Source organism: Actinomadura macrotermitis, from assembly GCF_009604375.1.
In the GTDB taxonomy this organism is placed as follows: Bacteria; Actinomycetota; Actinomycetes; order Streptosporangiales; family Streptosporangiaceae; genus Spirillospora; species Spirillospora macrotermitis.
Genome location: NZ_WEGH01000002.1, coordinates 671,802 through 692,711, shown reverse-complemented (window position 1 = coordinate 692,711; position 20,910 = coordinate 671,802). Strand labels below are relative to the sequence as shown.

Genomic DNA, 20,910 nt, shown 5'->3' with positions numbered 1-20,910 from the left:
TCAGCCCGCGGCGACGGCCGCGCGGACGGCCGGGACGATCTCCCGCGCCCAGCGGCCGAGGGCGGCCTCGTCCGGCGCCCGCCCGCCCGGGGCGAAGTACACGAAGCCGGACGCGCCGTGCTCCAGCACCGCGCCGGTGAGCTCCTCGGTCCACTGCTCCACCGAGCCGCCCCGCCACCGGCCCTCCCGGTCCCGGGGCGCGGCGAGCGGCGCTTCGGTGATCTCCCCGGGCAGGTTGTAGACGGTGGCGACGTCCGCGGGGTCGCGGCCCGCGGCCAGCGCGGCCTCGTCGATGACCGGGCGGGACGTGCGGTACCGCTCGCTCAGCCAGTCCGCGGCGTGCCCGGGGAACCAGCCGTCGGCGAGCCGGCCGGTGACGGCCAGCGACTTCGGGCCGACCGAGCCCGTCCAGACCGGCGCCGCCGGGACCGGCGCCGGCTCCAGGGCGTCCACCTGGTAGAACTCGCCGTCGAAGGTCATCGGCCCGCCGCCGCCGGACAGCTCCCGGACCAGGGTGATCGCCTCCTCGAACGCGCGGACCGCGGCGCCGGGGCCGAGCCTCTCCACGCCCATCCGGGCGATGTCGTCCCACAGGCCGCCGACGCCGAGCCCGAGTACGATCCGGCCGCCGGACAGCGCCGACAGCGAGGTGACCGCGCGCGCCAGCATGGGCGCGGGGCGGGTCGGCAGGTTGGAGACGCTCACGACGCCGGTGATGGAGGAGGTCGCGCCGAGGACGACGCCGAGGATGGAGTAGGCGTCCAGCCGGCCGCCGTAGTAGGGGTGGTCGGAGACGGTGACGAGGTCGAGCCCGTCCCGGTCCGCCAGGGTCGCGAGCCGCAGCGACTCCCGTGCCGCCTCGACCGCGGTGCTGACGCTCACGCCGAACAGGGGCTGGTTCATTTCCGCACCTTCTTAGTTCGTACTGCGAATGTACTGTGGCCGCATGGGAAGAGCCGAGAACGGGCCGATGGGGGTCGTCGCCGCGCTGGTGCGCTCCTCGTTCCTGGTGGACGCGGTGTACGCCGAGTCGGGCCGCGAGCACGGGATCACCCCGCAGCAGGGCCAGCTGCTCTGCGTGCTGATGGCGCAGCCGTACGGCATGGGCGAGCTCGGCGGGATGCTCCGGCTGGCCAAGTCGAGCCTCACCGGCCTGGTGGACCGCACCGCCCGGCGCGGCCTGGTGCGGCGCGAGCCCGACCCGGCGGACGGGCGCGCCGTCCGGATCGCGCTCACCCCCGCGGGCGCCGGGGTGGCCGAGCGGTTCTACGCCGAGACCTGCCGCCGGATCGAGGACCTGACCGCGGGCCTCGGCGAGGCGGACCGGGCGGCCCTCGCCGCCCTGCTCGGCCGGGTGGTGCTGGAGAACAAGGTGCCCGAGGTGTTCGAGTAGGCGCCGGACCGGTGACCGCGGCCGTGCAGGTCATGCCCCCGCCCTCCCGTCCCTAATGGTTCGTACCACGAACAATACTTGTTCGTGGTACGAACTTTAAGAGCGGGTCAGCGGAAATCGCCGGCGTGCTCCCGGGCCCAGGCGGCGAAGGTCCGGGCGGGCCGGCCGGTCACCGCCGCGGCGGTCGGCAGGTCGGCGAGCATCGACGCGTCCAGCCCGTCCGCCTCGCCGGGGGTCGTCTCCGCCCCGCCGTAGTCGGTGAAGCCCAGCAGGAAGTCGGCGTTGGCCGCCGCGAACCCGCCCTGCCGCCGGTACAGCTCGCGCGCCTCCTGCGGGGTGACCCGCTCGAACCGGACGTCCTCGCCGAGCGCGGCGGCGATCTCCCGCGCCTGGTCGCGCAGGGAGAGCGCCTGCGGGCCGTTCAGCGGGTACGCGGCGCCCGCGTGGCCGTCCTCGGTGAGCGCCGCGACGGCCACCTCGGCGATGTCGCGCTCGTGCACGGGGCACCAGAGCGCGTCCGGCGACGGCTCGCGGACCGTCCGCTCGGCCCGGATGGACGGCCCCCACAGCCACAGCTTGTTCAGCATGAATTCACCCGGCCGCACATGCGTCCACGCCATTCCGGACGCCTCCACGGCCTGCTCGACGGGCAAATGGAAATCGGTGTCGTAACCTCCCTCCACGGCCCCCGACGACAGGGTGACCACGCGTTCCGCGCCGGCCGCCTCGATGAGCCCGACCACTTCCCCGGCCGTCGCGGCGACGGGGAACAGATAGACCGCCTCGACCCCCCGCAGCGCCTCCGCCAGCGTGTCCGGCCGGGTCAGGTCACCGTGCACGACCTCGGCTTTCGCGGGCAGTCCGGCCGTCTCCGGGAAGCGGGTCACGGCCCGCACCGATGCGCCGGCCTCCAGGAGCCCCTCGACGACGAGCCGTCCGATGTTCCCGGTGGCCCCGGTCACCAGAATGGTCATCACGTCCTCCTTGAATTGGTGAGCCCGCATTCTGTGCCGAGCGTGCGGCGAAGGCAAACGTGAATGCGATGTTCATGTATTTCGCTCACCTGCATAAACGCGCGAGAAAGGGGCCGGAGGGTGCGGAAAAAAAATTCTCCGGCCCGCCGCGGCCGTGCGCCCCGCCCCCGCGGGTCGGGTTGCGGCCGGGAAAGGGGATATCTAAGATCCCTGTTCATGCGACTGGGTGAAGGGGTCGAGTGGGGGCTGCACTGCTGCGTCACGCTCGGCTGGCTGGAGGGCGAGGGCCCGGTGTCGATCCGCAGGCTCGCCGCCTGGTTCGACCTGCCACAGGAGTACCTGAAGAAGCGCCTGCAGGCGCTGGCCCGGGCCGGGATCCTGACCTCCACGCCCGGCGCGCGGGGCGGCTTCGCCCTGGCGCGGCCGCCGGAGCGGATCACCCTGATGGACGTCGTGGCCGCGCTGGAGGGCGGCGAGGAGTTCTTCCGCTGCGAGGAGATCCGGCAGCGCGGCGCCGGGGCCGTCGGGGCCCGCTTCGACGGCCCGTGCGGGATCGCCGCCGCGATGCGCCGGGCCGAACTGGCCTGGCGGCGTGAACTGGCCGCGCAGACCGTCGCCGACCTGATGGCCGGCTCCCCGGCGTCGGCCGAACGCGCCCGCCGCAACTACGCCCGCCTGGGCGGCTGAAACAGGCCGGCCCGCGTGCGGGCCCAGTCAGGAAGGAAATGGGGATGTCCAATATCCCGGTCAAGACGGCCGCGGCCCCCGCCGCGCCCGCGGCGCGCGGCCTCGGCTCGACCGCCGTGCTGGCGCTCGGCACCTTCGCCGTCGGCACCGACGCCTACGTGGTGGCCGGATTCCTGCCCGCCATGGCGGACTCGCTGCGGGTGTCGGAGGGGGCGGCGGGGCAGAGCGCGACGGCCTTCGCCGTCGCCTACGCCGTGCTCGCGCCCGTCCTCGCCACCGCCACCACCCGGATTCCGCGCCGGGCCCTGCTGGTGGGCGCGCTGGTGCTGCTCGCGGCCGCGAACCTGGGCTCGGCGCTGGCACCGAGCTTCCCGGTGCTGATGGCCACCCGGGTCCTGGCCGCGTTCGGCGCCGCCGCCTTCACCCCGAGCGCGGGCGCCGTCGCCGCCTCGCTGGTCGCGCCTGCGCAGCGGGGCCGCGCGCTCGCCGTGGTCATCGGCGGCCTGACCGTCGCGACGGCGCTCGGGGTGCCGCTCGGCAACCTGGCCGGCCGGCTGCTGGACTGGCGGGCCGCGCTCGGCCTGGTCGCGGCGCTCTGCGCGCTCTGCGCGGCGGGCGTGTTCGCCGTCATGCCGGTGCTCCCCGGCGGCCCCCGCGTCCCCCTGCGCGCGCGGCTGAACGCCCTCCGCCTCCCCGGCGTGGTGGCGGTGCTGCCGCTGACCGTGCTCGGCCTGGCCGCCAGCTACGGGCTGTACGCCTACGCCGTCCCCATCCTGCACGCGCTCGGTGCCGAAGGCGGCGCGGAGATGTGGCTGCTCTTCCTGTACGGCGCGGGCGCGGTGGCCGGCAACCTGGCGGCCGGCGCCGCGGTCGACCGGTACGGGCCCGTCCGCGTCCTGGCGGCCGGGTACACGGCGCTCGCCGTGACGCTCGCCGCGACCGCCTGGGCGGCCGGCGCGCACGTGCACCGGTTGCCGCTGGCCGGTCTGCTGATGGTGGCCTGGGGCGCCGGCACGTGGTTCCAGACGCCCGCCCAGCAGGTCCGGCTGATCTCCGCGGCCCCGCGGGAGACGCCGGTGGTCGTCGGCCTGAACGCCTCGGCCCTCTACCTCGGCATCGCCCTCGGCACCGGTCTCGGCGGGCTCCTCCTGCCCGTCGGCGTGCCGGCGGCCCTGGCGGCCTGCGCCGGGCTGGCGGTGCTCAGCCTCGCCTACCTCGGCCTCACCCGCCGGTACCGGTGACAGGCCCGGCGACGCGGAATTCCAGGTAAAGACTTGAGGGCCGCCCCGGTGCCCCGGATCGGCGCGCGGGACGGGGCTGCGGCGGAATCGGCCGGGTCCGGGCCGGGGGTTCCGGTGAAGAGGGCATGGCCGGGGCGTTGCTAGTTTTTTGTCCTATGAGTGGTGATTTGTCCGAAGAGCTGGGGCTGCTGGTGCGCGACATCGGCGACGCCGGCGTCGCCGAGATGGCGACCACGCCCGGCCTCGCGGCGGCGGTGGACCAGCACGTGGCCGCGCTGCGCGACCTGTTCCCCGAGCCCGGCACCGAGGCGCTGATGGGCTACCTGCACGGCTTCGCCGAGGAGGCCTTCCAGCGCGGCTGGTGGCCGGACAGCACCCGGGACTGGGAGTTCGTCCGGATCGTGGCGGTCTGCTGGATGATGCGGCAGGGCGCCGCTCAGTAGGCTACGGCTCACCACCTCGTCATATTTGGAGGACAACGGTGTCCGAGGCAACCACCCCCCGCTTCCGCTCCGTGCTCGACCGGTTCGCGGCCTACAAGCCCGGCAGGGCCGTGATGTCGCCCGCGGGCCGCTCGTTCAAGCTGTCGTCCAACGAGTCGCCGCACGGGCCGCTGCCCTCGGTGCAGGAGGCGATCAACGAGGCGGCGCGGAACATCAACCGCTACCCCGACAACAACGCGACCGCGCTGACCGAGGCGATCGCCGCCGAGTTCGGGGTGGCGCCGGAGCAGGTCGCGGTCGGCTGCGGGTCGGTCGGGGTCTCCCAGATGCTGCTGGAGGCCGTCGCCGAGCCGGACGCCGAGATCCTGTACGCCTGGCGCTCGTTCGAGGCCTACCCGCTGCTGGTGGCGCTGTCGGGGGCCGCCTCGGTGCAGGTGCCGCTGGTGGACGAGGCGCACGACCTGGCCGCGATGGCGGACGCGATCACCGCGAACACCCGGCTGATCTTCGTGTGCAACCCCAACAACCCGACCGGCACGGTCGTCCGGCGCGCCGAGCTGGAGGCGTTCCTGGACCGGGTGCCCGCCGACTGCCTGGTGGTGCTGGACGAGGCGTACCGCGAGTACGTGCGCGACGCCGACGTCGTCAACGGCCTGGAGCTGCTGGAGGGCCGCCCGAACCTGGTGGTGCTGCGGACGTTCTCCAAGGCCTACGGCCTGGCCGGCCTGCGCGTCGGGTTCCTGGTCGGGCACCCCGAGGTCGCCGGGGCGATCCGCAAGACCTACCTGCCGTTCAGCGTCAACTCGATCGCGCAGGCCGCCGGGGTGGCCTCGCTCGCCGCCGCCGGGGAGCTGCTGGAGCGCGTCGAGGGCACCGTCAAGGAGCGCGACCGGGTCCGCGGCGCGCTGCTCGCGGACGGCTGGACGGTCCCGCCGACCGAGGCCAACTTCGTCTGGCTGCGGCTCGGCGAGCGGACCGCGCAGTTCGCCGCCGCGTGCGAGGCCGAGGGCGTCAGCGTCCGGCCGTTCCCGGGCGAGGGCGCGCGGGTGTCGATCGGCACGCCCGAGGAGAACGACGCCTTCCTGGCCGTCGCGCAGGCGTTCCCGCACCGCGGCTAGCGCCGGCGCCCGGCCGGCGAGCGCGGGGGCCGGGGGACGCGCCCCCGGCCACCCGCGATCAGGCGCCCGCCTTCGGGCCGAGCTTCTCCACGATCAGCCGGTACAGCTGCCGCGGCCGGCCCGGCTGCGGCGTCCGGTTCGGGGGCAGCGGCCAGGCCAGCCCCTCCTCCACCAGCGTGCGCAGCAGCCGCCGCGCGGTGCGCGGGGTGACGCCGAGCATCTTGCCCGCGTTCTCCGCGTCCACGATCAGCGGCTGGTCCTGGTCGCCGAGCTTGTCGGCCAGGCGCGCCAGGATCTCCAGGCCCTTCGGCTTGGTCGGCGGCTGCGCCCGCGGCGGCTGGCGCGGCGCGGGCACCAGCGCCCGGCCATCGCGGTCCAGCGCGAAGCCCTGCGCCCGCTGCGAGCTCTGCGAGCGGGCGAGCGCCGCGCGCGCGTGCGACTCGGCCTCGTGCGCGGTGCGGCCCATGCCGATGCCGACCTCGATGGCCAGCCCGAGCTCCTCGCGGACCCGCTCCACGAACGGCGGCGTGCGGAACCCCTCGGTGACGCCGGTGACCGAGCCCCGGGTCGCGATGACCAGGTAGCTGTGGTCGTCCAGCGGCCACACCGAGGCGTTCATCCGGTGCGCCTCCTGCAGCAGCACCCGGTGCAGCGCCAGCTTCAGCTCGTCGCGCCAGTAGCGGGGGGTGACGCGCCGCGGGGTCTCCCGCAGCGTCGGCACGTCCACCAGCACCACGACGAGCTGGGACTCCTCCAGCCGGTGGTGGGCGCCGAGCAGGGCCGCGGTCTGCAGCGAGCTGCGGATCGCGGCGCCGGTCGGGCGCACCCGGATGGTCGGCACGCCGGCCAGCTCCATCCGCTCGGCGGTGGCGTGCACGCACGTCATCGCGACCGTGGTCGCGCCGCGCCGCCACAGCCGCTCGTGGAAGGCCGCGAGCGTGCCGGGACCGGCCGCCTCCTCGCGCAGGTGCACCTGCTCGGTGCCGAGGTTGATCTCGGAGTAGGCCTCCTCGACCTCGGCCCGCCCGAGCACGTCGATGCTGACCCGGCCCGGGTCGAAGCGCTCGTCCAGCGACGCCCGCAGCAGCGCGCCCTGCAGGGCGGCGCCGTTCAGCGGCACATAGGTGGCGGGCATGGTGAGCACGCCGGCCTTGCGGGCGAAGTCGTAGGGGACCGGGCTGGCGAACAGGCACACGTCCACCCCGCCGCCCAGCCGTACGACCTTGTCTGCGGCCTCCTGTTCGTCTCGGTATGCGGCGGCCACCAGCCGGCTCGGCACCGGCGTCGGGCCGTGGCCCATCAGCATGACCCGTTCCACCAGGTCATGCGGGCCCACGACGCCGATCGTGAGGTCGGGTGTCACCGCCCCCGCTCTGGGCACCGTCATCGTCGATCGCTCGCTTCCCGCCCGGGGCATTTCCCCGCGCGCGAGGGGAGCCGATCCGGTCCGGTTCGGTGGCCCCGGTCCGGCCATGCGTTCGCCCACGCTCCGCCCAACGGTTGACTCATGGCTTGTCGCCCCTGCCTTCTGACCCAGCACCGCAGTTCCCGTGCGATTCGTTCCTCAGTGGGCAGATCGGGTCGGGGCGACCGCGTGTGACGCCCAGACGCGAAATCGAATCAAGAGTGCGGCGAAAAAGTAACCTACGCGACCCCTTGGTCAGTAATTTGTCACCATTCGGCCAGCCTTGATCCTGCATCTTGGGTCGTCCGAAGTTGAAAAACAAGACCCGAAAACACCGGAAGGGGCCTCCTGTGGCGCGGTTGCGCTCTCAGAAGACCCCCGGGACGGGCGTTCGGTTCACACGGCGGCCGGAACCGGACCGAAACGATCAGAAGCGGCAAGCAGAACGAGGGATCCGGCGCGGCGGCGCGGCCGGCGCCCCCGGCCGGTGATTTTTCACCTTGACCGCTTCTGTCAGCGGCGGTGTGAAGGGCGTTCGGTCACCGGGCCTAGTCGGCCTCGCGCACGATGTCGGCGCCGAGCTGGGAGAGCCGCTCGGCGGTGTGCGCGTGGCCGCGGTCCAGGTAGTACGCCGAGGTGATCGTCGTCTCGCCCTCGGCGGCCAGGCCGGCCAGCACCAGCGCGCTGCCGCAGCGCAGGTCGTGCGCCTCCACCTCGGCGCCGGTCAGCCGGACGGCGCCGTTGACCTTGGCGCGGTTGCCGTCGACCTCGATGTCGGCGCCCATCTTGCCGAGCTCGTCGGCCAGCTTGAACCGGCCGTCGAAGATCCGCTCGTAGATGTAGGACGGGCCGTCGGCCAGGCACGACAGCGCCATGATCGGCGACTGCAGGTCGGTGGCGAAGCCGGGGTACTCGTCGGTGATGACGTTGATCGGCCGCAGCGGGCGGTCCCGCCGGACCTGCAGCACCGCGCCCTGCTGGTGGAACTCCACGCCCATCTGCTCCAGCTTGTCGGCGGCCACGCCGAGGTGCTCGAGGTTGGCGCCGACCAGGCTGAGCTCGCCGCCGGTGATCGCGGCGGCCATGACGAACACGCCCGCGTCGATCCGGTCGGGCATCACGGTGTGCTCGACGGCGGTCAGCTCGTCCACGCCCTCGACGGTGACGAACCCGGTGCCGCCGCCGCTGATCCGGGCGCCCATCGCCTGCAGGAACGCGATGTTGTCCAGCACCTCGGGCTCCAGCGCCGCGTTCTTGATCAGCGTGGTGCCCTGGGCCAGCGCCGCCGCCATGATCAGGTTCTCGGTGCCGGTGTGCGAGGGGGTGTCGCAGTACAGCGTGCCGCCGCGCAGGTCGCCGGCCTTGATGTGGATCGTGCCGTCGCCGTTGTCGGCCACCTGCTCGGTGACGGTGGCGCCCATCCGCTTGAAGCCGTTGTAGTGGAAGTCCAGGTTGCGGCTGCCGAGGTTGCAGCCGCCGACGCCCTCGATGACGGCCTCGCCGAGCCGGTGCAGCAGCGCCGGCACGAACAGGAACGAGCCGCGGAAGCGGGCGGCGATCTCGGCGGGCAGCACCGGGCTGGACAGGCTGGAGGCGTCGATCACCAGGGTGCGCTCGGCCTCGTGCAGCTCGGCCTTGGCGCCGATGGCCCGGGCGAGCTCCACCGCGCGGCGCACGTCCTCGATGATCGGGACGTTGCGCAGCACCGTGCGGCCCTTGCTCGCCATCAGCGAGGCGCCGATCATGGGCAGGACGGCGTTCTTGGCGCCCTGGATGAAGACGGTGCCGTGCAGCCGCCGTCCGCCTCGCACGCGATAGCGGACATCGTGGCCCATGCTCATGCCGTCTGACTCCTTCGAAGCTGCGGATGTGTGATGCGGGTACGCGAGTGCCCGTCCGGCCGGAAACGGCGGTGACCAGGGCCGCGAACGCACCGGATGATCCCGGCGAGCCGAACGCGTCCCCAGTAAACCATCGGGTGGGCGATGGGGTGTCCGGCGCGCGCTGTCCGGAACAGTCTGATCATTTTGATGGCGGCACGGCGGGAAAAGTTCGCACTTCCCCGCCGGAAACGAGGTTGCCCGCCGGATTCGCCCCAGTCCAGTGGTGCCGGGTCCGGACTGGGTCAACAAAGGGCAAACCGCCCGGCCGTCAGGCGTACTCCAGCACCTCGACGTCGTCGCCGGCGCGCAGCGTGCCGGTCACCCGCGGCACCGCGTTCTGCCCGAACATGATGCCCTTGTCGATGGTGCGGTAGGTCGCGAGCGTGCGCAGCGGCTCGCGGCCGCGCGCGGCGGTGGCCTGGTCGGTCGTGGTGATCACGCACCGGGCGCACGCCTTGACCAGCTCGATCTCGGCCGCGCCGACGCGCAGCCGCCGCACCTTGTCCTCCCCGAACGGGCCGAGGCCGCGCACGACCAGGCTCGGCCGGAACCGGTCCATCGGCAGCGGGTCCTCCAGCCGCCCGTTCAGGTCCTCCAGCGACTCCTCGGAGATCACCAGCAGCGGGTACCCGTCGGCGAACCTCACCTCGCCGCCGCCCCGCGACGTCGCCCGGTGCCCGGTGAAGCGCACCAGCCGGCACTCGGTGTCCAGCATCCGCCCGAACCACGCTGCGGCCGCATCGCCCTGATCGACCCCCTGACAGGGGTTCCGGTGCACCGACACCTCCAGTACCGGCCCGCCCGCGACGGGGGCGTGCACGAGCGGCTCAGCGCCGCCGAACCCGACGGTCAGCGCCGCGCCGTCGTAGGAGGGCCGCAGCAGCGCCATCGCCGCGATCTCCCGCTGGGACAGGAACCGCCCCTTCGGCGTGACGAGCATGAACTCCCGGTCGAACCGGAGCCCGGCCGGGCCGAGCTCGGCACCGAGCAGGGGAGTGCCCCCGGCGCTCTTGAGCGGATAGACGTTCAACGCGGTCAAGATCGCCATACTGGGACACTCCCCACCAACCAGAAACCACAGACCCCCACCTTAAAGAGCCCGAGAGCCCCTGACGAAAGACTCCGGGCCCGCGGTTCACCCCGAAGGGGTCCGGGGTGCGGGGGGCGCCCCACAGGTCACACGAGCGCAGCCAGCTTCTGGAACATCGGCGCCAGCCGCACCACGAACCGCTCCGGCCGGCAGACCTCGTCCAGCCGCGCCTCGTCCAGCGTCAGCCCCGCCTCGCCCGCGTGCTTGCGCAGCGTCTCGCGGAAGGGGACGCCGGTCTCCCAGGTGTCCATGGCGGCCTTCTGGACCAGCGGGTAGGCCTCGTCGTCGCGGGACATGCCGGCCTCGACCAGTTCCAGCAGCACGGTGGAGGTGTAGATGAGGCCGCCGGTGGACTCCAGGTTGGCGGTCATCCGGTCGGTGTCCACCACCAGGCCCGACATGAGGCGGCCGGTCAGGTTCAGCATGTAGTCGAGCGCGATGGAGGCGTCCGGCAGCGCGATCCGCTCGGTGGAGGAGTGGGAGATGTCGCGCTCGTGCCAGAGCGGGATGCCCTCCATGACCGGGACGATCTGCGCCCGCACGATCCGCGCCATCCCGGCGAGCCGCTCGGAGATGATGGGGTTCTTCTTGTGCGGCATGGCCGAGGAGCCCTTCTGGCCCTTGCCGAACGGCTCCCACAGCTCGCGGACCTCGGTGCGCTGGCCGTGCCGGACCTCCAGCGCGATCGCCTCGCACACCGTCGCCATGATGGCCAGGGCGGACGTCCACTCGCTGATGCCGTCGCGGATGACGACCTGGGTGGACACCTCGGCGGTCTTCAGGCCGAGCCGGCGGGCGACGTGCGCCTCGATCGCGGGGTCGATGTTGGAGTAGGTGCCGACGGCGCCGGAGATGGCCATGACGCCGACGGCCTCGCGGGCGCGGCGCAGCCGGTCGCGGGAGCGGGCCATCGCGAACGCGAAGTCGGCGACGCGGTGCCCCCACACGTCGGGTTCGCCGTGGATGCCGTGGGTGCGGCCGACGCGCAGGGTGGCGCTGTGCTCCAGGGCGTGGTCGCGCAGCGTCGCCACGAGGGCGTCGGCCTTGGCGAGCAGGATGTCGGTGGCCTCGACCAGCTGCAGGGCGAGCGCGGTGTCCAGCAGGTCCGAGGAGGTCATGCCGAAGTGCACGTACCGGGCCGCCTCGCGGGGCTCGGTGTTGTCGGCCCAGGCCGACAGGAACGCGATCACGTCGTGCTGGGTGACCGCCTCGATCGCGTGCACCGCCTCGGGCGTGGGCGGCGGGGCCTTGCGGACGGGCTCCACGACCTCGGCCGGGATGGTGCCCGCCTCGGCGTGGGCCTCGACCACCAGGGTCTCCACCTGGCACCACAGCTCGTATTTGTGCGCGTCGGACCAGACGCGGCCCATCTCCGGGAGTGTGTAGCGTTCGATCACGCCTCGATTCTCCCAGGCCGCCGGCCGTGCTCGGCGACCAGGGCCGCGACGATCACCGCGAGGAGCAGCGCGAGCTCGGCGGCGGCCAGCCACAGGCCGGCCGGGACGGCGGCGAGCGCGGCCGCGGCGGCGGCGATCCTGATCCTGGACGGGCCGATGCGCACGGTGCGCCGGAACAGCGCGTCGCCGAGCAGGTAGAGCGCGAGGCCGCCGCCGAGCGCGAGGGCCTGCGCGGCGGTCAGGTGGCCCCAGGCGTGCCCGACGGCCTTCTTCAGCCCGGCCGCCAGCACGATGATCCCGACGAGCAGCGGGATGTGCGCGTAGAAGTACCCGAACATGGTCATCTGCGTCCGGGCGGTCTCGTCCGCGCCGGTCAGCGCCTCCTCGGCGCGCTCGTCGTCGCCGGTGAAGTAGGTCCACCACACCCCGGCGGCGAGGGCGAGGCCGAGCAGCACCGCCGCGACCAGCCCGGCGTCCAGGTCCGCGCCGCCGGCGCCCGCCCCCACCGCGATGATCGACTCGCCCAGGGTGATCATCACCAGCAGCCCGTGCCGCTCGACGATGTGCGCGGCCTGGATGCGGAACCGGCCGCCCGCCGGGACGAGGTAGGGCTGCGCGATCGGCACCACCAGCGCGAGCGCCCAGAGGACGTAGACGGGCGTGCCGTGGTCCAGCACCCCGGCCGCGATGATCAGGACCGCGGCGAGCAGGTTGCCCGGCAGCACCCGCAGGATCTGCGGGTTGCTCCGCACGTACAGCGCGGCGTGCGCGAGGACCAGGAGCAGGTAGCCGAGGCCCCACAGCACGCCGCCGCCGGAGAAGGCGGTCGGCGTGGCCAGCGCGACGAGGAAGAACCCGGCCATCCCGGTCAGGATGATCAGGCGCCGGGCCGTCGTCGTCGGGGCCAGGGTGTTGGTGAGCCAGGCGTACCCGCCGTACATCCACCACAGCACGCCGAACATCAGCACGACCTGCAGCAGCGAGCGGGGGCCGAGGTCGTGCACGAGCACGGCGGTCAGCTGGGTGATGGCGAAGACGAAGACGAGGTCGAAGAACAGCTCCAGCGTGGTGACGCCGTAGACCTCTTCGGCCCCACGGGGGGCGGTCATGGCGGGTAATTATGTAATCAACGCCCCCCGCCTGCCAAGACCTCTACCGGGTGGCCGCCTTCAGCGCGATGTCGGAGCGGTGGTGCGAGCCGCGCAGCCTGATCCGGCCGGCGGCCTCGTACGCCGCCGTCCGCGCCGCCGCCAGGTCCGCGCCGGTGCCGACCACGCTCAGCACCCGGCCGCCGCTGGAGACCAGGCGCCCCTCGGCGTCGAGCGCGGTCCCGGCGTGCAGCACGTACGCGTCCGGCACCTGCGCCGCCTCGTCCAGGCCCTCGATGACGTCGCCCTTCACCGGCGCCGCCGGGTAGCCCTCCGCCGCCACGACCACGGTCACCGCCGCGCCGTCGTGCCAGGCCGGCCGGAACGCCGGGTCCAGGCCGCCGACGGCGCACGCGTGCAGCAGCCCGGCGAGCGGCGTGGCGAGGCGGTCCAGCACGACCTGCGTCTCGGGGTCGCCGAAGCGGGCGTTGAACTCCACCACCCGCACGCCCCGCGACGTCAGCGCGAGCCCGGCGTACAGCACGCCCACGTACGGCAGCTCGCGGCGGCGCAGCTCGTCCACGGCGGGCTGCACGACGCTCGCCATGACCTCCTCGACCAGGCCGGGCGGGGCCCACCGCAGCGGCGTGTAGGCGCCCATGCCGCCGGTGTTGGGGCCCTCGTCGCCGTCGTAGGCGCGCTTGAAGTCCTGCGCGGGCAGCAGCGGCACCGCGTGCTCGCCGTCGCAGAGCGCGAACAGCGACACCTCGGGGCCGTCCAGGTACTCCTCGATCACCACGCGCCCGCAGGCCGCGGCGTGCGCGGCGGCCTCGGCGCGGTCGTCGGTCACCACGACGCCCTTGCCGGCGGCCAGGCCGTCGTCCTTGACCACGTAGGGGGCGCCGAACTCCTCCAGTGCCGCGTCGACCTGCTCGGGCGTCTCGCAGACGCGCGCGGTCGCGGTCGGCACGCCCGCCGCCTGCATGATCTCCTTGGCGAACGCCTTGGAGCCCTCGATCCGGGCGGCCTCGCGGTCGGGACCGAAGCAGGCGATCCCGGCGGCGCGCAGCGCGTCCCCGGCGCCCGCCATCAGCACCACCTCGGGCCCGACGACGACGAGGTCGATCGCGAGCCGCTCGGCCAGCTCCACCACCGCCGTCGGGTCGGCCGGGTCGATCTGGTGGTTGACCGCGATCTGGGCGGTGCCGGGGTTGCCGGGCCCGCAGTGGAGCGCGGAGACGGCAGGGTCACGGTGCAGGGCGCGGGCGAGCGCATGCTCGCGGCCACCCGATCCAAGGACGAGTACTCGCACGTAGAGGGAGCTTAGTGGGCCCGCCGCCGGCGCCACGCGGGGAGTGCCCGCGCGGATGCGGCGCGGCTCACAGCGCGCCCGGGTGAACTTCGGCGATGTCCCGGGCGTCTTATATGTCGGCTGGTAGGCTGCGGAACGCTCGCCGCAGGCGATGCCCCGTGCCCTGACGCGAAGGGAGGTGGTCGGGATGAGTCCTGGCGATACGTGCTGTTCGCCGGAGAACCCTCACAGTCCGAGCCGGACTGTACGACCGACCGCCCTTCGACGGCGTCCGGCCTCCTCCCGCTTCGCGCGCTCCCCTCGCTAGCCGCCGGGGTCGAGCGCGCTGACGCGCGTTGACGGCCGGAGGTTAGGAGCACCTCATGGCCATGACCCGAGTCCTCCCGGGCCGCGCGACGATGTCCCTGTTCAAGACGCGCAACCGGCTGCACCCGGTCCCCGTGCAGGCGGCGCGGCGCAGCACCGCGGTGATCGACTGGGCCGCCTACATCGACGGCCACCGGGTCTGTACCGACTCGGTCGCCGACGCCGTCCGCCTCGTCCGCGACGGGCGGCTCGCCCCGTCGGCCGAGGAGAGCGCCGGCTTCGTCTGGGTCGGGCTGCACGAGCCGTCCGCCGCCGAGCTGCACGAGCTGGCCGAGGTGTTCGGCCTGCACGAGCTGGCCGTGGAGGACGCCATCCACGCCCACCAGCGGCCCAAGCTGGAACGCTACGACGACGTCAACTTCTTCGTGATGAAGACCGTCGGCTACGTGGCGCACGACCCGGCCGAGTCCGAGGTGGTGGAGACCGGCGAGATCATGGTGTTCTGCGGCCCCGACTTCGTGGTGACGGTCCGGCACGGCGCGCACGGCGAGCTCGGCTCGGTCCGCGGCCAGCTGGAGCGCCACCCCGAGCGCCTCGCCCTCGGCCCGACCGCGGTGCTGCACGCCATCGCCGACCGGGTGGTGGACGGGTACGTGTGCGTCGCCGACGCCGTCCAGGAGGACATCGACGAGGTCGAGGAGGCGGTGTTCTCGCCCGAGCGCACCGACGAGGCCCGCCGCATCTACCGGCTGAAGCGCGAGGTCATCCAGCTGAAGCGGGCCGTCGGGCCGCTCGCCGGGCCACTGCGCAACCTGACCGGCCGCCGGTTCGTCCCCGACGACATCAAGGAGTACCTGCGCGACGTGGAGGACCACCTGACCCGCGTCCGCGAGCAGGTGGAGTCCTACGACGAGCTGCTGAACCCGATCCTGCAGGCGCACATGACGCAGGTGACCGTCGCCGACAACCAGGACATGCGCAAGATCTCGGCCTGGGGCGCCATCTTCATGGTGCCGACCGCGATCGCCGGGATCTACGGGATGAACTTCGACAAGATGCCCGAGCTGCGCTGGGACTACGGCTACCCGATGGTCCTGGTGATCATCGCGCTCTCCTGCCTGGCCCTGCACCGCGGCTTCCGCCGCAACGGCTGGCTGTGATCAGCTGAAGGCCGGGACGCGGACGGGCGCGGGGAGCGGCAGGCCGTACTCCGACAGCACCGCGCGCAGGCGGTCCGGGTAGTCGGTGACGATCGCGTCGACCCCGAGGTCGACCAGGGCGGCCATCTCGCCGGGGTCGTTGACCGTCCACACCGCGACGGGCAGGCCGAGCGCCTGCGCCGTCAGCACCAGCTCGGGCGTCACCAGGTGGCGTTCGGGGGACAGCGCGGTCGCGCCGATCGCCAGGGCGGCCTCGGCGGGCGCCTCCGGCGGCAGGCCGGCGAGCCAGGCGGTGCCCGGGGCGAGCGTCTTGCGCTCGGCCAGCGCGACCCGGCCGAGGCCCGGCGCGCACGCGCGGGCCGCGACCAGCACCCGCCAGTCGAACGCCAGCAGCCGCGCCCGGCCGGTGAGGCCCGCGCCGTCCAGCACGCCGGCGACGGCGGCGGTGAACTCCGCGACGGCGGCGACCGGCCAGCCCGGGTCGGTCTTCAGCTCCACGGCCAGGTCGACGCCCGCCGCCCCGAGCAGCGCGCACGCCTCGGCCAGCGTCGGCGGCGGCGTGCCCGGCGCGGGCCGCTGCGTCGCCGCGAACGCCGCCGGCGGACGCGACCCGGCGTCCACCGTGCGGACCTGCGCCAGCGTCAGCTCGCCGATCGCCCGCCCCACGTAGGGGTAGAGCGGGTCGTCCGGCGTTGCCGGGCCGGTGTCGGCGAGGTTGGCCGCCGACAGCACCTGGTCGTGGTTGAGGACCACGACGCCGTCGGCGGTCAGGCCCACGTCCAGCTCGACCGCGTGCACGCCGATCTCCACGGCGTGCGCGAATCCGGGCAGCGTGTTCTCGGGCCGCAGCCCGCGCGCCCCCCGATGACCGTGCAGTTCGACGGTCCCCCCGAAGGAAGTCACGACGGGCACGCTATCGGCTGCGGCCGAATCACCGGTGGACTACCGGTGATGTCGCAGAGAACGTCACCTCAAGCGCGCGGGGTCAGACGAGCGGGCGCAGCGACAGCGTCTGGTCGCGGCCCGGGCCGACGCCGATCGCCGAGATCTGCGCGCCCGACATCTCCTCCAGCGCCCGCACGTACGCCTGCGCGTTCTTCGGCAGGTCGTCGAAGGTCTTGGCGCCGGTGATGTCCTCCTGCCAGCCGTCCAGGTACTCCAGGACGGGCTGGGCGTGGTGGAACCCGGTCTGCGAGGCGGGCATCTCCTCGTGCCGGACGCCGTCGATCTCGTAGGCGACGCACACCGGGATCCGCTCCAGGCCCGACAGGACGTCGAGCTTGGTGAGGAAGTAGTCGGTGATGCCGTTGACGCGGCTGGCGTAGCGGGCGATGACCGCGTCGAACCAGCCGCAGCGGCGGTCGCGGCCGGTGGTGACGCCGTACTCGCCGCCGGTCTTGCGCAGGAACTCGCCCTGCTCGTCCAGCAGCTCGGTCGGGAACGGGCCCGAGCCGACGCGGGTGGTGTAGGCCTTCAGGATGCCGATCACCCGGGTGATCTTGGTGGGGCCGACGCCGGAGCCGGCGCAGGCGCCGCCCGCGGTCGGGCTGGAGGAGGTGACGAACGGGTAGGTGCCGTGGTCGATGTCCAGCAGCGTGCCCTGCGCGCCCTCCAGCAGGACGACCTTGCCCTCGTCCAGGGCGTTGTTCAGCACCAGCGTGGTGTCGGCGACGTAGGGCTTCAGCCGCTCGCCGTAGGCCAGGTACTCCTGGACGATCGGGCCGGTCTCGATCCGGCGCCGGTTGTAGACCTTGGTCAGGACCTGGTTCTTCTCGCGCAGCGACAGGTCCAGCTTTTGGGTCAGGATGTTGGGGTCGAACAGGTCCTGCACCCGCACGCCCATCCGGTTGATCTTGTCGGCGTAGGCCGGGCCGATGCCGCGGCCGGTGGTGCCGATCCGGGCCTTGCCCAGGTAGCGCTCGGTGACCTTGTCCAGGGTCCGGTGCTGGGGCATGATCAGGTGCGCGTTCGCCGAGATCAGCAGCTTGCCGGTGTCGATGCCGCGCTCGTTCAGCCCGTCGATCTCCTGCAGCAGCACCGCGGGGTCGATCACCACGCCGTTGCCGATCACCGGCACCACGTCGTCGGACAGGATGCCCGACGGCAGCAGGTGCAGGGCGTAGGACTTGTCGCCGATGACCACGGTGTGGCCGGCGTTGTTGCCACCCTGGTAGCGGACGACGTAGTCGACGTCGCCGCCGAGCAGGTCGGTGGCCTTGCCCTTGCCCTCATCTCCCCATTGGGCACCGACAAGAACGATGGCAGGCATGCCACTTTCCCTTCCCACGACGAAGGCCCCTGATCGCAAGCGCGAAGGGGCCTCTTGCGATCAAATCGTACCCGGCTCCGGGTGCCGAAGAAACCGCACGTCGTTCTCGGCGGGTCGAAAGCGGCTGGTGGGGCCGTTGGAACCCGTTGTCGCAAAGGTCAGCCGAGCACCTCGGCCGCGGTGGCGCTGGAGTCGCGCAGGAACGTCTTGCAGCGCGCCGCCTCGGCGTCCTCGCCGATCGCCGCCGCGGCCCGCCCGAGGGCGTGCAGGGCCCGCAGGAAGCCCTGGTTGGCCGCGTGCTCCCACGGCACCGGGCCGTGGCCCTTCCAGCCGGCCCGGCGCAGCGCGTCCAGGCCGCGGTGGTAGCCGGTGCGCGCGTAGGCGTAGGACTCGATCACGCTGCCCGCGGCGAAGGCGCGGTCGGCCAGCGCCGCCCACGCGCCGGGGTACTCGGGATGGCGCGCCGCGACCTCGACGGGGTCGACCCCGTTCTCCAGCGCCTCGCGCGCCTCGGGTACGTCCGGGAGTTCGGTCGGGGCCGGGCCGCCGAGCAGGTTCTGGGTCATGCGGGTCATCGTAAGTCGGGACGGGCCGTGCGCATCAACCGGGCTCTAGGAACGGCCGCCCGGCCCCGGGCGCGACTCCACCTCGCCGGGCCCGAGGGCGGCGCCGCAGGAAGAGCAGGTCAGGGCGGGGGTGAGCGAGCCGGCGCAGCCGCGGTGCCCGACGATCAGCGGCGGCCCGTCCGGGGCGTAGTGCCGGTCGCCCCACAGCAGCAGCACCATCATCGCCGGCCACAGCTCCAGGCCCTTGCGGGTCAGCCGGTACTCGTAGCGGACCGGCCGCTCCTGGTAGGGGACGCGGCGCAGCACGCCCTCGTCGCACAGCCGGGTCAGCCGGTCGGCCAGGATGTTGCGGGCGACGCCGAGCGCGTCCTGGTAGTCGTCGAACCGGCGCACGCCCTCCAGCGCCGAGCGGATCACCAGCAGGGTCCAGCGGTCGCCGACGACCTCCAGGGAGCGGGCGATCGAGCAGTTCTGCGAGTCGTAGGTGCGGGGTAGCGCCACACCCGGAAAATACCCCGTACCGGGGCAAGAACGCAGAAAAGGCCGGGGCGGTGGCCGCCCCGGCCCTCCCGTGCCGGGCTACTTCAGGCGCTTGCCGGCCGACTGCAGGCTCTCGCACGCCTCGGTGATGCGCGCGGCCATGCCGTTCTCGGCGGCCTTGCCGTAGGACCGCGGGTCGTACTGCTTCTTGTTGCCGACCTCGCCGTCGATCTTCAGCACGCCGTCGTAGTTGCGGAGCATGTGGTCCGCGACCGGGCGGGTGAAGGCGTACTGGGTGTCGGTGTCGATGTTCATCTTGACCACGCCGTAGGACACCGCCTCGCGGATCTCCTCCAGCGACGAGCCCGAGCCGCCGTGGAAGACCAGGTCGAACGGCTTGTCCTTGCCGTACTCGGCGCCGACCGCGTCCTGGATCTCCTTCAGCACCTCCGGCCGCAGCTTGACCGCGCCCGGCTTGTACACGCCGTGCACGTTGCCGAACGTCGCGGCCAGGATGTAGCGGCCCTTGTCGCCGACGCCGACGGCCTTGGCGGTGTCCAGCGCGTCGCCGATGGTGGTGTAGAGCTTCTCGTTGATCTCGTTGGCGACGCCGTCCTCCTCGCCGCCGACGACGCCGATCTCCATCTCCATGATGATGTTGGCCTTGGCGCACTGCTCCAGCAGCTCGGCCGCGATCTGCAGGTTCTCCTCCAGCGGCACGGCCGAGCCGTCCCACATGTGCGACTGGAACAGCGGCTGCTCGCCGCGCGCCACCCGCTCCTGGGAGATCTTGATCAGCGGACGCATGAAGCCGTCCAGCTTGTCCTTCGGGCAGTGGTCGGTGTGCAGCGCGATGTTGACGTCGTACTCGGCCGCCACCACGCGGGCGTACTCGGCGAGCGCGACCGAGCCGACCACCATGTTCTTCACCGACTGGCCGGACAGGTACTCGGCGCCGCCGGTGGACACCTGCACGATGCCGTCGCTCTCGGCCTCGGCGAACCCGCGCAGCGCGGCGTTCAGCGTCTGGCTGGACGTCACGTTGATCGCCGGGTAGGCGAAGCCGTCGCGCTTGGCACGGTCGAGCATCTCCGCGTAGACCTCAGGGGTCGCGATGGGCATGGAGCAGTCCTTTCGTACGCAGTGGTGCCGCCGGGCGTCCGGCCGGGCGGTCGATCCCGTCCGTACTGCTCCAGGTCAGGGCTCCCGGGCGCACGGGACGGGACTGGCATGCCGTCCTCCGCCAGTATCTCGTTTTTCCCGCCACAGGCCAGCGGGGGGTGCCGCTCGGGGTGTCAGCGGACCGGCCGGACTCTCGGAATCGCCTTCGCATCACGGGTACGCTCGTGTCGTGGACCTCGCCCTCATTCCCCTTGACATCACCGAATGGCTGCATCCGACCGCATGGTTGGCGCTGTTCGGCACGTTCGCGACGATCGGCGTGCTCGCCATCATCTTCGCCGAGACCGGCCTGCTGTTCGGCTGCATCCTGCCGGGCGACTCGCTGCTGTTCACCGCGGGCATCCTGACGGCCGTGGACGAGGTCCAGGGGCAGAAGTTCGAGCCGCTGTCGCTGCCGTGGCTGCTGATCGGCGGCCCGGTCGCCGCGATCGCCGGCGCCCAGCTCGGGCACTGGCTCGGCGCCCGGTACGGGCGCAAGCTGTTCGACCGCCCCGACTCGCGCATCTTCAAGCAGGAGTGGGTGGAGAAGGCCGAGCACTACTTCAACCGGTTCGGCCCGGCCCGCGCCGTGGTGCTGGCCCGCTTCATCCCGATCGTGCGGACGTTCCTGAACCCGCTCGCCGGGATGCTCGGCATGGACAGCCGCAAGTTCTTCGTCTGGAACGTCGTCGGCGCGGTCCTGTGGACCGACGCGCTGTTCCTGCTCGGCCACTTCCTGGGCACCCGGGTGCCCAACATCGAGCGCTACATCCTGCCCGGCGTGGCCGTCATCCTCATCCTGTCGCTGATCCCCATCATCCGCGAGGTGCTCAAGGGCCGGGGCGGCAAGGGCAACGGTCCGAATAAGAATGCCCCTGAAGAGTCACGGCCGTCGCTCAGCGGTGACAGTTATCGCTAACCTCCCCATGTGGGACGT

At 72.8% G+C, this 20,910-nt stretch carries 20 protein-coding genes; 7 read left to right on the top strand and 13 right to left on the bottom strand.

Annotated features, from left to right (window positions below; all coding sequences use genetic code 11):
• Positions 1 to 903 carry an LLM class flavin-dependent oxidoreductase gene (locus tag ACRB68_RS15090; protein WP_153533098.1) on the bottom strand — a complete coding sequence of 301 codons (903 nt, stop codon included), beginning with the start codon at positions 901 to 903 and terminating at the stop codon, positions 1 to 3.
• Between the two features lie 43 nt (positions 904 to 946).
• On the opposite strand from ACRB68_RS15090, the gene ACRB68_RS15085 reads away from it, so the two are divergent.
• On the top strand, positions 947 to 1,393 hold the full coding sequence (locus tag ACRB68_RS15085; protein ID WP_153533097.1) for a MarR family winged helix-turn-helix transcriptional regulator: 447 nt from the start codon (positions 947 to 949) through the stop codon (positions 1,391 to 1,393).
• 107 nt (positions 1,394 to 1,500) lie between these two features.
• Here the strand turns inward: ACRB68_RS15085 and ACRB68_RS15080 are convergent, their stop codons facing one another.
• A complete protein-coding gene (locus ACRB68_RS15080) occupies positions 1,501 to 2,367 on the bottom strand; it encodes an NAD(P)H-binding protein (RefSeq protein ID WP_153533096.1) in 867 nt (288 codons plus the stop codon).
• Between the two features lie 216 nt (positions 2,368 to 2,583).
• On the opposite strand from ACRB68_RS15080, the gene ACRB68_RS15075 reads away from it, so the two are divergent.
• From ACRB68_RS15075 to hisC, 4 genes are all read left to right on the top strand, one after another.
• Complete coding sequence (locus ACRB68_RS15075) at positions 2,584 to 3,054, top strand: RrF2 family transcriptional regulator (RefSeq protein ID WP_153533095.1); 471 nt, start codon at positions 2,584 to 2,586, stop codon at positions 3,052 to 3,054.
• Positions 3,055 to 3,098: 44 nt separating this feature from the next.
• Positions 3,099 to 4,295, top strand: a complete 1,197-nt coding sequence (locus ACRB68_RS15070; protein WP_153533094.1) for an MFS transporter — start codon at positions 3,099 to 3,101, stop codon at positions 4,293 to 4,295.
• A gap of 167 nt (positions 4,296 to 4,462) precedes the next feature.
• The gene (locus ACRB68_RS15065) at positions 4,463 to 4,738 is read left to right on the top strand and encodes a DUF6401 family natural product biosynthesis protein (protein WP_194293319.1); all 276 of its coding nucleotides are present in this window, start codon (positions 4,463 to 4,465) and stop codon (positions 4,736 to 4,738) included.
• 38 nt (positions 4,739 to 4,776) lie between these two features.
• Entirely contained in the window at positions 4,777 to 5,856 is a 1,080-nt protein-coding gene (gene hisC, locus ACRB68_RS15060) for a histidinol-phosphate transaminase (RefSeq protein ID WP_328594233.1), read from the top strand.
• A gap of 58 nt (positions 5,857 to 5,914) precedes the next feature.
• Here the strand turns inward: hisC and ACRB68_RS15055 are convergent, their stop codons facing one another.
• The 6 genes from ACRB68_RS15055 to purD all read right to left on the bottom strand — a co-directional run bounded on the left by ACRB68_RS15055 (position 5,915) and on the right by purD (position 14,031).
• Positions 5,915 to 7,177 carry a transcriptional regulator gene (locus ACRB68_RS15055; protein WP_194293391.1) on the bottom strand — a complete coding sequence of 421 codons (1,263 nt, stop codon included), beginning with the start codon at positions 7,175 to 7,177 and terminating at the stop codon, positions 5,915 to 5,917.
• A 632-nt stretch (positions 7,178 to 7,809) separates the two neighbouring features.
• Positions 7,810 to 9,096, bottom strand: a complete 1,287-nt coding sequence (gene murA, locus ACRB68_RS15050) for a UDP-N-acetylglucosamine 1-carboxyvinyltransferase (protein WP_153534871.1) — start codon at positions 9,094 to 9,096, stop codon at positions 7,810 to 7,812.
• Between the two features lie 316 nt (positions 9,097 to 9,412).
• A complete protein-coding gene (locus ACRB68_RS15045; RefSeq protein WP_153533091.1) occupies positions 9,413 to 10,192 on the bottom strand; it encodes an MOSC domain-containing protein in 780 nt (259 codons plus the stop codon).
• A 128-nt stretch (positions 10,193 to 10,320) separates the two neighbouring features.
• Complete coding sequence (purB, locus tag ACRB68_RS15040) at positions 10,321 to 11,631, bottom strand: adenylosuccinate lyase (RefSeq protein ID WP_328594232.1); 1,311 nt, start codon at positions 11,629 to 11,631, stop codon at positions 10,321 to 10,323.
• Positions 11,628 to 12,740, bottom strand: coding sequence for a low temperature requirement protein A (locus tag ACRB68_RS15035; RefSeq protein ID WP_153533090.1), 1,113 nt, complete (start codon positions 12,738 to 12,740; stop codon positions 11,628 to 11,630). Before ACRB68_RS15035 ends, purB begins: the two co-directional genes overlap by 4 nt.
• A 43-nt stretch (positions 12,741 to 12,783) precedes the next feature.
• Positions 12,784 to 14,031, bottom strand: a complete 1,248-nt coding sequence (gene purD, locus ACRB68_RS15030; protein WP_328594231.1) for a phosphoribosylamine--glycine ligase — start codon at positions 14,029 to 14,031, stop codon at positions 12,784 to 12,786.
• A 362-nt stretch (positions 14,032 to 14,393) separates the two neighbouring features.
• Between purD and ACRB68_RS15025 the strand changes: the two genes are divergently transcribed.
• The gene (locus ACRB68_RS15025; RefSeq protein ID WP_153533089.1) at positions 14,394 to 15,497 is read left to right on the top strand and encodes a magnesium and cobalt transport protein CorA; all 1,104 of its coding nucleotides are present in this window, start codon (positions 14,394 to 14,396) and stop codon (positions 15,495 to 15,497) included.
• Here ACRB68_RS15025 and ACRB68_RS15020 read toward each other — a convergent pair whose 3' ends face one another.
• The 5 genes from ACRB68_RS15020 to fbaA all read right to left on the bottom strand — a co-directional run bounded on the left by ACRB68_RS15020 (position 15,498) and on the right by fbaA (position 19,934).
• On the bottom strand, positions 15,498 to 16,400 hold the full coding sequence (locus tag ACRB68_RS15020) for a glycerophosphodiester phosphodiesterase family protein (protein ID WP_328594230.1): 903 nt from the start codon (positions 16,398 to 16,400) through the stop codon (positions 15,498 to 15,500).
• An 82-nt stretch (positions 16,401 to 16,482) separates the two neighbouring features.
• Positions 16,483 to 17,766 carry an adenylosuccinate synthase gene (locus ACRB68_RS15015; RefSeq protein ID WP_153533088.1) on the bottom strand — a complete coding sequence of 428 codons (1,284 nt, stop codon included), beginning with the start codon at positions 17,764 to 17,766 and terminating at the stop codon, positions 16,483 to 16,485.
• A gap of 158 nt (positions 17,767 to 17,924) precedes the next feature.
• A complete protein-coding gene (locus ACRB68_RS15010) occupies positions 17,925 to 18,341 on the bottom strand; it encodes a DUF3151 domain-containing protein (RefSeq protein ID WP_153533087.1) in 417 nt (138 codons plus the stop codon).
• Positions 18,342 to 18,377: 36 nt separating this feature from the next.
• Positions 18,378 to 18,833 (bottom strand): winged helix-turn-helix transcriptional regulator, encoded by a 456-nt coding sequence (locus ACRB68_RS15005; RefSeq protein WP_328594229.1) that lies wholly within the window; start codon positions 18,831 to 18,833, stop codon positions 18,378 to 18,380.
• A gap of 78 nt (positions 18,834 to 18,911) precedes the next feature.
• Complete coding sequence (gene fbaA / locus ACRB68_RS15000; RefSeq protein WP_153533085.1) at positions 18,912 to 19,934, bottom strand: class II fructose-bisphosphate aldolase; 1,023 nt, start codon at positions 19,932 to 19,934, stop codon at positions 18,912 to 18,914.
• 229 nt (positions 19,935 to 20,163) lie between these two features.
• On the opposite strand from fbaA, the gene ACRB68_RS14995 reads away from it, so the two are divergent.
• Positions 20,164 to 20,892, top strand: coding sequence for a DedA family protein (locus tag ACRB68_RS14995; protein WP_328594228.1), 729 nt, complete (start codon positions 20,164 to 20,166; stop codon positions 20,890 to 20,892).
• The last annotated feature ends 18 nt before the right edge of the window (positions 20,893 to 20,910 follow it).